Genomic DNA, 12523 nt, shown 5'->3' on the forward strand with positions numbered 1-12523 from the left:
TTTAGTCGGGACTCAAACATTACAATGAAAGGGGAAGGAGATGTCTTATCTCTACAGTCGTTGCGAGCGATTACGATTGAGAAGCTCTTTCCACTTCTGTTCGCACCAATCTGGAACAGATAGTCCATTGATGGTAAGAATAGGCTGACGCTTCTCGTTGGTTGTAATGCGTAGCTCCGCATTTTCCTCCGTGAAGTTTCGTTTGTACATTCCTGAATATGCCGCAGCCGTACCACGGACTATCTCTTGATCTTTGTGCATCTTGACCACCGTATCATCATCAAAACCCATTTTGCGGAGCATCAGACGGATATTGAGTAAGAGGTAGAAGCTGTGGAAGAAGCGTTTGATAAAACTCCGTTCCTCCTCGTACACCTTGATTTCTCGCTGTTGTTCAGATATAGTCTTGTCCTTATCTCTAATGGTGTCCTGAAGAAGTATGACCTCCTTGCGGATTTCGGCTTTCTCCTTTTCCGAAAGATGTTGTTGCCGTTCGACTTCTTGCTCCAACTCTTCGATGCGCTGTTCCGCCTTGTCAAGTTCGGAGTTGCCAAATAAAGAGTAGAGCGTACCCTTTACTCGGAGCTTGCCCGCCTGCTTTTCCAACTCTCTGACCTTTTGAATTAGTTCTTCCTCCTCAAGTTGTTTCTGCTTCGTCTCTTTGAGAAGCTCTTTGTAATACTCCATATTAGTACGATGCTTGGCTTCAGATCCTTGTACCCCTCTACTCAGCCCAAATGGTCGCATTTGCTCTGCGTAGGAGGTTTGATACTCCTCGAGCTTCTTGGGTGTAAGCAGATCATCAGCACAGAGCCGTATCTTGTTTTTCTTTGTCTTGTACTTTCGCTTGCCATTCTCAGCTTCCTGTTTGGCTTTTCTCCTTTCTCCCGTGACAATTGGGACAACTGTCGCATGTATGTGCGGGGTTTCTTCATCGGCATGAAGTGTGGCTGCCACCACGTTTGCCTTACCAAAGGTGGTATAAAGCCACTGCATCGTACTATGGCACCACTCCTCTAAGCGTCCATCGCTTTCTAGTTGGAGCATATCTTCGTGTGATCCAGATAGGATGAAACGAAGTGCTTTAACTTGATTGTCCGCAACCTTTCGGTAGATACCAGCCGTTGCTATGCGATGTGCAATAGCTTCTGTACGGTTGGTGACATTTGCGGGGAATTGCACCAAGTCTCGATTGAGGTGCGTGCGAGAGGCATCGACATTGTTCGGCACGAATGTTCGCTCGATGTGGGCACTCATTGCCGAGTCGTTGCCCCGAGCCTTGTCTATGTGTAATACTGCGTAGCCCATAAGTTGAATATAGTTTTAGGGGGTATCCAAAGGGGCTGCTTCCCCTTGGCTCAGGAGGGCTTTTTTAGCGGTAACGAAGTGGAGCGTGAAGAAAATGCCCTAATGAGCTATGGCATTTCTCCAAATGCCCGCTCCGCCCTGTCCCGCAGCCTGCCTTTGAAGTGCTTGCATTCTCTGGATGCACTGGGTCTTTGTTTCTAAGTTTGCCCCTGCAAACTTGCAACTCCAAGGGAGTGCCATAACTCTTGAAACAAAGGCTCACATCTGTACGATTTACAGCTCTAGTCTCTTAGAAGACCCGATGGTTCCGTTGTTGAAATTTCTCTCTTTTGCGTTATCGTCTAAGCCCCCTTTTGAGCAAAAGCCTCTTCTTCCGCTGAACCTTTTATCGAACAGCAATACTGCCCGATTTTTCAATTTCGGTCAATCTACAGTTTCGTCTTTGGATTTGGATTGTTCGTATTCATTGTTCACGTGTTCTTCGTATTCTTTGTTTGCAGTCTCATTGTATGTTCTATTTTCTCTTTTTGGAGTTTTCCCCTTTTTATCTTACTACCTTTCTACACTAGGATAAGTGATTGACAGTGAAAGAGAAAAGTGTAACACTTCGTCGGGGTTTATCCTACTACACCATCTGTCTACACCACTTGTCCTCTATTAAGCTGTAGAAGCGTAGAAAGATTGTAGTAGCATCTGTCGTAAGATGAATGTCTTCTGTAATCCTTTCTCTTTCACTGTATTATCCTTAGTTGTAGTAACGTAGTAAGGAGAATAGGAAAGAAAAGAGAAAGGGGTATTACAAAGGGCGTGCAACAACAGAGTGCTATGGTGGTTGCTCGGGGTAAAATCTTTCCTGTATAGCGGTAGTCGGATAAAGCTAGTGGGCAGAGCAGGTCTAGAAAGGTCGTTTTGGAAAGACTGAAAAATGAGACGTCATATTCTGCCAAATGAGACGTCATATTCCGTCAAATGAGACGTCATATTTCACTCGATATGTCGTCATATTTCACTCGATATGTCGTCATATTTTGTACCTTCACTCGTAAGAACTAAAAAACAGGATCATCCGAGATTTTGTGTGATGACCTGATCGTGGGCTAAGAAAGAAGCTGGCTCTATCTTTAGTACCTTTGAAAAAGTTAACCATTACTATTTCGGTACTATTATGATAGAAACCAGCTTCCTATATCACAGTTTTGGAATACGAGACGTTGTCGGTACTCGCTGTGAGTACAAAGGTACCAAAACAATCATACACGTACGCCCCAGACGTACGCTTCTTTGTTGCCCCCAATGCCACTCCTACACCTTGCTCAAGAATGGAACAAGAGCGCGACAGATACAAACCTTACCTATTGGCTCCCGCCGTTGCTACATCAATCTGACGAACCAACGCTATAAATGTACCTCTTGCCATTGGGACGGCTGGCAAAAGATTCCTGGAATATTGAAAGGCAAGTCCTATACCTATAGATTTGCGCAGCATGTCATTGACTTACTTAGAATGGGAACGATTAAAGCTGTTGCGAACCATCTAGGTGTCGGCTGGGATCTAATCAAAAGCATCCATAAAGACTACCTAAACAAGCGATACAAAAGCCCCAGCTTAAAAGGACTCAAACGCATCGGCATCGATGAGTTTGCTGTTAGAAAAGGACACATTTACGAAACCATTGTCGTAGACCATGATACGGAACGGATTGTTTATAGTCATCCAGGCAAAGACAAAGAAGCCCTAACTCCTTTTTGGGAAATGCTCAAACGAAGAAAGATAACGCTTGAAGCGGTCAGTTGCGATCTTTCCCCAGCCTATATAAGCGCAGTGATGGAGTATCAACCTAAAGCTCAGATAGTCTTAGATCACTTTCATATTATGAAGTTGATGAATGAGAAGATCGATGTCCTTCGCAAAGATCTATATAGGGAGGAGACAGATCTCAATAAGCGTAAGGTTATCAAAGGAGTTAGGTATTTACTTCTAGCAAATGGAGCGGACGTAATGGATACGTATCATCGCTCAAGACTAGAGAATGTGCTGGCTATGAACAAGCCTCTAGCTATAGCATATTACCTTAAGGAAGATCTTAGACTATTCTGGCAGCAGATCTCAAAAGAAAAGGCTGAGTCGTTTTTAAAGAAGTGGCTCGAACAAGCAGATGATTCGGGTGTCAGGCATGTCAAACAAATAGCTAAAACCATCAGGCTCTATCAATGGGGCATTCTAAATTGGTATGACCACCCCATTTCCAATGGAGTGGTCGAAGGAATCAATAACAAAATCAAAGTCCTCAAAAGGGTTGCCTACGGATACAGAGATATGGACTACTTTCAACTAAGACTTTTTGCTCTCCACGATCAGGTCATCACACAAAATCTCGGATGATCCAAAAAACATACCAACCGACAATCGAATAACAACTAAAATAAGAAGATATGGCACGAGCAACAACAAAAGTTGATTTACTTGCATCCGCCAATGGGCAATTCGAGAAAATGTGGAAACTCATTGATAATATGAGCGAGGAACAACAGGTGAGAACATTTGCGGAGGAAATGGCATCGGCTGATAAAGAAGCACATTGGAGTCGGGATAAAAACCTGCGTGATGTTCTTGTTCATCTATATGAATGGCATCAGTTATTGCTAAATTGGATAAAAGCTAACAGCAACGATGAACGTAAGCCATTTTTACCTGAACCGTATAATTGGAAAACCTATCCGACAATGAATGTTGAGTTCTGGAAGAAGCACCAAAATACGCCATTGGAGGAAGCCAAAGCAAAGTTAAGAGAGAGCCACAAAGATGTAATGGCACTGATAGATCAATTCTCCAACGATGAACTCTTTGCCAAAGGAACACTAGCTTGGACAGGAACTTCCCCACTCGGATCTTACTGCGTTTCGGCAACTGCCAGCCATTACGACTGGGCGATGAAGAAAATAAAATTGCATATCAAAACATCTAAGGGATAATGCAAAAGAAATCATAATAGATACTTGCTATTAAAAGAGCTTGTTCCAGTTAATGGAGCAAGCTCTTTTTATGCTTAGGTTATCTGCTCTCATTGTTGCATCAGCCTCTCCATATCCCTTGCAATCTTTTGGTCAGTGACTTGGGCGTAGATTTGCGTGCTGGCAATAGACGAATGCCCCATCATCTTAGCGATGCTCTCAATAGGCACACCAGCCTCTAGCGTTAGCGTCCCAAACGTATGTCTTGCACAGTGCCAAGTCAACGGAGTACGGATGCCACATGCCAACCCCACGGCTTTGAGATGACGGAGTAGCTTCCAGTCGCTCATTGTATCGGGGAATATCTTGTAATCTCCTCTGCTCTTCGCCTTCGTGTAAAGGGCGAGTATCTGCTCCGCTATCGGATGCAAGGGGATCAAGCTTTCTACCTTCGTTTTCTGTCTTGCCTTGCGGATATACCGCTTCCCCTCGCTGTTTGTCTCGATTTGCGAAGCTCGTAGCCCTCGTAAATCAACAAATGCCAAGCCTGTAAAGACCGAAAAAAGGAACATTCTTCGGCTTAGTTCTGCCCCTTCATCCTGCAATGGAAATGCCAAGAGCTTTGACACATCGCCCTTACTCAGAAAACGAGGTTTGCGCTCCACGACTTCATACTTCACCTCTTCAAACGGATTGAAGCGTATTGTCCCCTGACTGACGGCTCGATACATCAATCGACTCAACCAACAGAGATGGCTATTTATCGTTGCGGGCGCATAGCCCTCCATCTTCAGATAGAAGCGATAATCCTCAAAGAACTCAACCGTAAGAGCCGACAAGGGAACATCCGTCTCACTGCGACTGCGCACAAAAGAGTTAAGCAGCCTATCGGCGTACCGATTGTTTCTATATGTCCCTGCACTACTGCATTCTCGTTGGGCTTTGAGCTCTTCCGCACTAAGAGCAAGCAGGGTCGTTGGAGTTTTCCCGACACCCTGCAAGTAGTTCTTCAGCAACTCGGCACTTACTGCTCCATATTTGTAAAGCAAGGTATTATAGGCTTGTTCGACATTCTCCCGAAAGGTTTGCAAGCGTTGGTTGGTCTTCTTCTCCTTTGTCGCCCCTCGCTTCACGCTCCAATCGTAGGGGGGAGTGCTTTCGCCTGTGGTTATCACCACACTCTCTCCGTCTATGGTAATACGGCAAAGGATTGCCGTTGTGCCGTCTGCTTTGGTCTTGCTCTTATTGATGTAGAATAGTATTCTGAATGTACTGCGCATAGCTCTTACAAGGTTAAGGTTAAGTCTTCAGTGAAAGAGAGGAATTGCTCAAACTCATCGAAAAGCTTCTTCGGAGTCACATGAGCATATCGCTCGGTCGTTTGGATATTGCTATGCCCCAACATGCGGCACACCGTTTCAATGGGAACGCCTCGCTCCAAAGTAATCAAGGTAGCAAAGGTATGGCGACCAACGTGTGCCGAAAGGGGAATAGAGATACCAGCTCGAAGTTGTAGAGCTTTGAGGTGGGCGAGGTAAACCGAATAAGGAATAGGAGCAAAGAGCGTAGTTCGTTCTTCCGATTGATATCGCTCTATCAGACGCACCGCTTCAGATAGGAGCTTCACACGGCAAAGGGTATTGGTCTTTTGTCTGCGGAACTTCAGCCATAAAGCCCCCTCATCGTCCGTAAAGAGATGCTCCCGACTAAGGGCAACCATATCGCAGTAGGCAACACCCGTATAGCAAGCGAAGAGAAAAAGGTCACGAGCAGTCTCCAGCTCCACTTCATACGGCTCAAAGGTGAGGCTCTGCAACTTATCCAATGATGCCCTATCCAATGCACGAGGTCGTTTGTTCTCTCCTCGTTCGATCGTTACGTGAGCAAACAGTTGTCGTGTTATCAACCCTTCACGATATGCCAGACGGCAGACCTTCTTCACCGCTAAAGCCATCTTACGATAATGACCTTGCGAATGCCCCAGCTCTCCGACAGAGTAGCGTTGTAGGCAATCCAAGAAGTCTTCTTCTATCAGTCCGAAAGCAATATCTGAAGTGTGGAACTTCTCCTCAATAAAGGCTCTCAGATGCTTTCGAATAGTAAAGTAACTATTCAGAGCTGTTGCCTTTATCTCAACACCCACCTTTTGCTTCATCTCTTCGAGCATTTGATCGTACCGCTCCAAAAAGGTGATTTGACTTTGCATACTACCTTGCAGCAACTCCTTGATGTCAGTCGCTGTAAAGACAACCCCTCGCTCACAAAGGGTTTGATAAGCCGACTGCGCCGAGAGCAGCAAGCGCTCCAACTTGCCATTCGTTGCCACAGCTTCACGGCTCTTGCCGTTCAGTCTGCTCTCACGAGCATTCCACAGCTTGGGGGCGCACGACAGCTTGCAACTGAATTGAGCTATCGTTCGCCCATAGGTTATCCGCCCCATAATCGGAGCTTGCCCCGACCTGTCCAATCCGCTCTTTTTGAGGTAGAGCAACACCTTCATTTTGTCTGTTTGCATACGCTTCTGTTTTTATGGGCAAAGTTACCCGTTACCGAAGCGTTCTCAGCTACGCAAAGCGTTGTATATCAGAGCAACAGTACCACAGTTGCAGAGAGTTCACTTACCGAATACTCTTCCGTCAGTTACCTGCTCCTACCTCTTCGTTACCATTCCGAGAATGGGCTAACGATTTGGTAACGGAACTCCTGCACAAATCCACGCTTTCTGCACTTTACCTCGCAGTGCAAACCACAGAGATATCGTGCGAACCCCTCTCATTTCCATTTACTTACCCGCAATTCTCTCCCTAATTCCCTTCCCCCTAATAGTTCCTCCCTTGGAACTAAAAAGTTCCTCCCTTGGAACCGAAAAGTTCCTGCCTTGGAACTAAAAAGTTCCAAGAGGGGAACTATTTTTGGAACTCGTATGTGTAACGATTTCAGAACGATACGACTGGTGTGGACGACAACTTCCGCTCGGAGGTGACCCACAAATAGAGACTGTTGCATAAAGGCGAATCGCTGCGTTGCTTTCGGGATTCGGCTTCGGTCACATACGTAGGTATGTGAGCTTCAGACCTCACCCTCAGCGTCTTGCGCTTCATCCTTTCTGCAAAGTCTAGGCAATCTTGCAAGCAAGATTGTGAGACTGTTGACTTTTGCAATAGTCTCAAATAAGGATTATCGGGCAAAAAGAAGGGGCTATACCGCAACGTAGCGATATAGCCCCTTGGGTTGGGTCGTTTGGACCGTGATTAGTCAGAGCGGTGGAAGTAGCACCGCACCGCCTCCTCGTCGCGGGTGATCTGCTTGCGCAGTGCGTCGAGGCTCTCGAAGTGTAGCTCCTTACTTGACTAGTAGGACGGTGCTCTCAGATGCGCTCTTGAGGATATACGCTCCATCGGGCAGACTGTGTAGATCTAGCTCTACACTTCCGAGGTCATTAGCCGTGGCACGCTGTAGTAGCTCGCCCTGAGAAGAGTAGAGTGCTACGACCTCACCACGACTTAGCCCGGCTACGTGTACATACTCCTTAGCTGGGTTGGGATAGACTTGTAGAGCAAGCGTAGAGGGAGCCTCTACAGATACATTGTCCGGCTCGTTGCTCTTCAGCTCCCAGTTTTTGTCTTTAGCTACTTTGATAAGTTCGTCTGGGCACTTGTTGAGCTCGGTAGTGCTTGTCTTGCTGATGGCATAGAGTAGACCTGCGGTCTGACCCTTGCGGTCTGGAAGTGCCTGTATGAGTTCGCTCATAGCTTTCTCCTGGATGGCATTGTTGTAGATGCTTAGCTTCTCAAGCTTTGATGCAGTAGCTATCTTAATCTCGCTAATTTTATTGCCCTGGCACTCTAGAGCCTGTAGTTGAGGAGCCTTGGTTAGATCTAGAGTAGTAAGTTCGTTGGAGCTACAGTTTAGCTTGAGCAAGGAGTGGTCTGCAGATACAGAGATGCTTGAGACCTTCTTTTTGCTACAGTCTAGCTCGGTAAGCTTGCCGTGGATTGTGATGGTCGCATTCTCAACGGTGTACTCCTTAGTCCCTGGATCAAAAGGCTCCTGGAGCCCCTCTAGCATGATGTCATCATTGTCCTCGCCCACCATGCTGAGAGAGACTTTGTCTCCTACTTTGAGAGCTGTCGCAAGGGTGGTCTCACCAGCAGGGTATACAGGATCACTGCCTTCGTATTTCTTGGGGTTGGGAGCGTTGAAGTCAAAGACTTTAAAGCCACGTCGCTTAGCCTCAACGGCATCTTTCTTGAGACATACGTTGTCTCCAAACTTCTTGGCGAAAAAGCTATCTATAACGTGTATCTCCCCGCTCTTCTCCTCTTGGGATCGGTCGGGTAGACTGTAGATGAGACGCCCCATGACGGTCGCTTTGATCTTATTGCATGCACAGTATATGAAGCGGATCTTGGGTGTCTTGGAGAAGTCTAGACGGGATATTTGATTGCGTGCACAGTCTAGGAACTCTAGACTGGAGCTCTTGGATAGATCAAGCTCTGAGATATTGTTTCTAGCACAGTGTACGACTACAAGCTGAGGACATGATGCCAGGTCTAGAGCTGTAATCTTATTGTTCCAACAGTCTAGGTCCGTCAGAGAGCTACTCTTGGAGATGTCGAGGGAGGTCAAGATGTTTTTCCCACACCTGAGCGTGTCAAGAGACGAAGCCTTAGTGATATCAAGCTGATCTATCTCATTAAAAGTGCAGGTGAAGTTGGTGATATCTCCGTTGACGGACACCTTATCCTTCGTGAGGGTGTACCGGTGGAGGGCTCCGTCCGCTATGATAGACTCTTGTAGTCCATCGGCCTTTACAGGAGTCTTTGCCTTAACGCTGAGCTGAACTTTAGCCCCGACCTTACGCGTCGTGTGAAAGGTGATGGACTCTTTGCTCTCGGACGTATTACTCCCGTCTTGAGCAGATGTAAGAGTGACGCTGCCTAGGAGCATCATAATGAGTGAGAGGAGTAGGCTACTCCGCAACAAACTGGTAGTAAGTTGATTCATATTCTTATCGTATTATGGTTGAAAATACGAGCGCAAAGGTACGATCAACTTTTTCTCTAGAAAATCAGTTTATGTAGGTATTTTAGAGGTGTGGAGTACGTAATCTTGAGTATTAGTCGGAGAGGTGGAAGTAGCGTCGCACCGCCTCCTCGTCGCGGGTGATCTGCTTGCGCAGTGCGTCGAGGCTCTCGAAGTGTAGCTCCTGTCGTAGTCTGTCGCAGAGGGAGATCTGCAGCTCCTGACCATACAGCTGGTACTCCTCGCCGCCCATCAGAAAGACCTCAATCATCGTCTCCTCCTCGTCTAGCTCGAGCGTGGGTCGGGTCCCGATGTAGAGCATACTCGGTATATCTCGCTGCTGACCCGCTCCAAAGGGGTCGATGGTCGTACGTGCCATATAGACGCCTGCTGGGGGGAGTGCTTTGTAGGACGAGGGTACCTCTATATTAGCGGTCGGGTAGCCTAGTTTGCGCCCGATCTGGAGCCCCGTTTTGACCTTGCCCAAGATGGTGTAGGGGTGTCCTAGCTGTCTCTCCGCCTCGGATACGGCTCCAGTGTCTATCCACCGACGTATGGCAGTCGAGCTGATGGGGTCTTGGCTCGTGCTGTCTCCTAGAGTGTATGCCTCTCCTCTGATGCAGCGTATGCCGTAGCGGTGCGCTATCGCCTGGTAATCCTCGAAGGCTAGTCCCTTGTCATGACCGAAGTGGTGGTCGAAGCCTACGACGAGCGTGTGGATATGTAGCTGCTCATCGAGGTAAGTGCGAAGAAACTCCTCGGCACTCATCTGCGAGAGGGCTGCTGTAAAGGGGATGACAGCGACTCGCTCTATGCCCATCTGGTGCAGGAGTAACTCCTTCTCACGCTCTAGCGTGATGAGGCGAAAGGGTCGCTCGGGGTGCAGCACCAGCTGCGGGTGTGGCTCGAAGGTGACGACCCCGGAGGTCAAGTGATTTCGCTCGGCTATTGTGAGGACTTGGCGGATCAGTGCTTGGTGCCCTAGATGCACGCCATCGAAGGCTCCCATGGCAACGACTAGATGCCTCATAGACTCTGCTCTCTGCATGAATGAACTGCTCTAAAGGTATGTCAAGGGTTAGCGTATCCAGGCTTGAGGATTGAGCTTGGTGCGCTCGTGCCATACTTGGAACTGCATGACTCCATACTGCCCCCCATCGTCACTCGCCACGGTGCCTAGCACTTGACCTGTCTTGACCTTTTGCCCTGCTCGGACTGAGACGTTCTGTAGGTTGGCATAGACGGTCAGATAGTTACCGTGACGTATGATGATAGAGTTGTGGTAGCCTGGCACGACGAAGACCTTGCTGACTACACCGTCGAAGATGGCGACCGCCTCGGTGCCACGTGCTACCTGTATGTCGATACCGCCATTACGCGTCTGCACTAGGGCTAGATCGTCGTGCTGCTGGAGGCCAAAGCGTCTGATGACACGGTAGCGGCCCTTGATAGGTGCGGGGAGCCGTCCCTTGTTGGCTGCAAAGGAGCTAGCCAGCTTACGCTCGGCAGCATCCATCGCATAGCCGTCCTTAGTCTCGGCGCGACGCTCCGCCTCTTTGGGCACCTTCTTGCCCTTCTTACGCGCCTCACGCTCGAGACGCTCACGCTCTTCACGCGCTTTGCGCTCTGCCTCGGCTATCTCACGAGCTATCTGATCTTGGATAGCTTGGTTGAGCTGCTCCGCTTGGCGCTGCTGCTGTTTGAGTTTCTTTTGGAGTGACTGTCGCTCGCTAGAGAGTTCTTTGACCTCGGAGGCGATGCTCTTCTGTTGTTGCTCTAGCTTGACCCGCTCCTCGGCACGTAGCTGCAGGAGGGTGCCTTTTTGCTGTTTCGTTGCTATGAGTTGGTTTTGGCTCGCCTGCAGCTCCTCACGGGTGGCGTATAGCTGTGCTGCGACCTCCTTGTGTGCTCTTGCGTAAGCCGAGAGGTAGCGCACACGACGTATGCCCTCGTCAAAGCTGGAGGCGGAGAGGATGAAGAGCAGTCGATCCTCAAAGCGGGGACGCTGCTGGAGAGCTTTCAGCGTCTTGGCGTACCGCTCTCGGCTCACCTCTTCCTCTTGCTGTAGCTTGCCTATCTGTGTGGCTAGCGAGTCGATGGAGACGTTGAGCAGAGATACCTCTTGGTCTAGCAATTCGATGACCTGCGTACGATCTTTGATCTGCTTACGAACGAGTTTGTCTTGCTTGTTTTTTTCCGAAAGGCTCTGACCAAGAGACTTGATCTCTTTGTCGGTCTTCTTGATCGCATTGAGTAGCTCGGTACGCTGCCGCTCAAGCTTGCGTACGGCGGCAGACTTCTTGGGTTGCTGTGCCAAGAGGAGGGTGCCTGTGAGCGTGAGTAGGCAGAGGGTATAGAGTAACCGTCGGAGGTGTGACATAGATCGATGGGAAGGTGTGTGAAAACTAAAGGAGCTTGAGTAACTCGTCTAGGGTCATGGTCGTGTAGCCTCCCTGAGGCTCGGTGAGACGATCTTGCAGTTGAGCTGGCGTGAGCTCTTTGCTCTTGCTATACTTCAGCTGTATAGAGAGACGCTTGCGCAGTGTGGAGACGAGGAGATGGGTCACGCTAGGCTTGCTAGAGCCACTCTGGTAGCTGTATCGTCCCTGCAGATAGCCGCTCTTGCTTTGGTCAGTGGAGGCGATGCGGATGGTGCCTAGCTGGCATTGCGGATTGACCATATAGTCGGCAACCCAGGGCTTGCCCTTGAGGCTATGGAGTGAGGTCTCTAGAGCACCATGCCCGACTACGTACTCACGATCGGCTAGGTAGGTGGGCTGGCCCAGGAGTAGGTCACGTAGGAGCGTGTACGACACCTCAGCATCCAGTCGCTCGCTCAGCTCGTAGTAGCTGATGGTGACCTTGGCGTCGTGCATCATATCGTAGAGAGCGATGTAGTCGGGGAGGATGTAGATGCGGAGTGCCTCCACAAAGGGCAGCGGACGAGCCGAGAGCATCACGCCATCGCTCTGACCTACGAAGAGATCCATGCGTGTCGATAGCTGCGAGTCGCCTAGAGATAGATCGGCACTAGCGATGCGATGCTCAGGCGTGTGGCTGATCTGGAGGATCTGGTCCGAAAGCCATGAGTCGCCTAGAGCGCACCCTCCTGCGTCTGCGACTGTGGGCATCGTTGCGGAGCTAGAGTGGCTAGCGCGCGTGCCACAAGCTAGGAGTAGTAGCGTGCTACTGATGATGAGGAGGGTAGATCTCAGGAAGTGTCTCATGATAGGTCTAT

9 protein-coding genes are annotated in these 12523 nt (G+C 48.9%); 2 read left to right on the top strand and 7 right to left on the bottom strand.

Annotated features, from left to right (window positions below; genetic code table 11):
* Positions 1-51: 51 nt before the first annotated feature.
* Positions 52-1308 (bottom strand): MobV family relaxase, encoded by a 1257-nt coding sequence (mobV, locus tag Q2J34_RS06575; protein WP_300969588.1) that lies wholly within the window; start codon positions 1306-1308, stop codon positions 52-54.
* Between the two features lie 1165 nt (positions 1309-2473).
* Here mobV and Q2J34_RS06580 point away from each other — a divergent pair.
* Together Q2J34_RS06580 and Q2J34_RS06585 are read left to right on the top strand one after the other, a co-directional pair.
* Positions 2474-3691 carry an ISL3 family transposase gene (locus Q2J34_RS06580; RefSeq protein WP_300969589.1) on the top strand — a complete coding sequence of 406 codons (1218 nt, stop codon included), beginning with the start codon at positions 2474-2476 and terminating at the stop codon, positions 3689-3691.
* A 50-nt stretch (positions 3692-3741) separates the two neighbouring features.
* Positions 3742-4281 (top strand): ClbS/DfsB family four-helix bundle protein, encoded by a 540-nt coding sequence (locus Q2J34_RS06585; RefSeq protein WP_193440714.1) that lies wholly within the window; start codon positions 3742-3744, stop codon positions 4279-4281.
* Between the two features lie 89 nt (positions 4282-4370).
* Here Q2J34_RS06585 and Q2J34_RS06590 read toward each other — a convergent pair whose 3' ends face one another.
* The 6 genes from Q2J34_RS06590 to lolB1 all read right to left on the bottom strand — a co-directional run bounded on the left by Q2J34_RS06590 (position 4371) and on the right by lolB1 (position 12512).
* On the bottom strand, positions 4371-5540 hold the full coding sequence (locus Q2J34_RS06590) for a site-specific integrase (RefSeq protein WP_300969590.1): 1170 nt from the start codon (positions 5538-5540) through the stop codon (positions 4371-4373).
* A gap of 5 nt (positions 5541-5545) precedes the next feature.
* A complete protein-coding gene (locus Q2J34_RS06595) occupies positions 5546-6775 on the bottom strand; it encodes a site-specific integrase (RefSeq protein ID WP_300969591.1) in 1230 nt (409 codons plus the stop codon).
* An 827-nt stretch (positions 6776-7602) separates the two neighbouring features.
* Positions 7603-9267: a T9SS type A sorting domain-containing protein gene (locus tag Q2J34_RS06600; RefSeq protein ID WP_298887042.1), complete on the bottom strand. Its 1665-nt coding sequence runs from the start codon at positions 9265-9267 to the stop codon at positions 7603-7605.
* Positions 9268-9379: 112 nt separating this feature from the next.
* The gene (ribF, locus tag Q2J34_RS06605) at positions 9380-10315 is read right to left on the bottom strand and encodes a riboflavin biosynthesis protein RibF (protein ID WP_300969592.1); all 936 of its coding nucleotides are present in this window, start codon (positions 10313-10315) and stop codon (positions 9380-9382) included.
* 48 nt (positions 10316-10363) lie between these two features.
* Entirely contained in the window at positions 10364-11665 is a 1302-nt protein-coding gene (locus Q2J34_RS06610; protein ID WP_300969593.1) for a murein hydrolase activator EnvC family protein, read from the bottom strand.
* Between the two features lie 25 nt (positions 11666-11690).
* Positions 11691-12512 carry a lipoprotein insertase outer membrane protein LolB1 gene (gene lolB1 / locus Q2J34_RS06615; RefSeq protein WP_300969594.1) on the bottom strand — a complete coding sequence of 274 codons (822 nt, stop codon included), beginning with the start codon at positions 12510-12512 and terminating at the stop codon, positions 11691-11693.
* Between the last annotated feature and the right edge of the window lie 11 nt (positions 12513-12523).

The organism is Porphyromonas vaginalis (assembly GCF_958301595.1).
Classification (GTDB): Bacteria; Bacteroidota; Bacteroidia; order Bacteroidales; family Porphyromonadaceae; genus Porphyromonas; species Porphyromonas vaginalis.

Bases quoted from the DNA above. Each gene is read 5' to 3' on its own strand.
- lolB1 (WP_300969594.1), bottom strand. From the start codon at position 12,512: ATGAGACACTTCCTGAGATCTACCCTCCTCATCATCAGTAGCACGCTA.
- Q2J34_RS06595 (WP_300969591.1), bottom strand. From the start codon at position 6,775: ATGCAAACAGACAAAATGAAGGTGTTGCTCTACCTCAAAAAGAGCGGA.
- Q2J34_RS06585 (WP_193440714.1), top strand. From the start codon at position 3,742: ATGGCACGAGCAACAACAAAAGTTGATTTACTTGCATCCGCCAATGGG.
- Q2J34_RS06580 (WP_300969589.1), top strand. From the start codon at position 2,474: ATGATAGAAACCAGCTTCCTATATCACAGTTTTGGAATACGAGACGTT.
- ribF (WP_300969592.1), bottom strand. From the start codon at position 10,315: ATGAGGCATCTAGTCGTTGCCATGGGAGCCTTCGATGGCGTGCATCTA.
- Q2J34_RS06610 (WP_300969593.1), bottom strand. From the start codon at position 11,665: ATGTCACACCTCCGACGGTTACTCTATACCCTCTGCCTACTCACGCTC.
- Q2J34_RS06590 (WP_300969590.1), bottom strand. From the start codon at position 5,540: ATGCGCAGTACATTCAGAATACTATTCTACATCAATAAGAGCAAGACC.
- Q2J34_RS06600 (WP_298887042.1), bottom strand. From the start codon at position 9,267: ATGAATCAACTTACTACCAGTTTGTTGCGGAGTAGCCTACTCCTCTCA.
- mobV (WP_300969588.1), bottom strand. From the start codon at position 1,308: ATGGGCTACGCAGTATTACACATAGACAAGGCTCGGGGCAACGACTCG.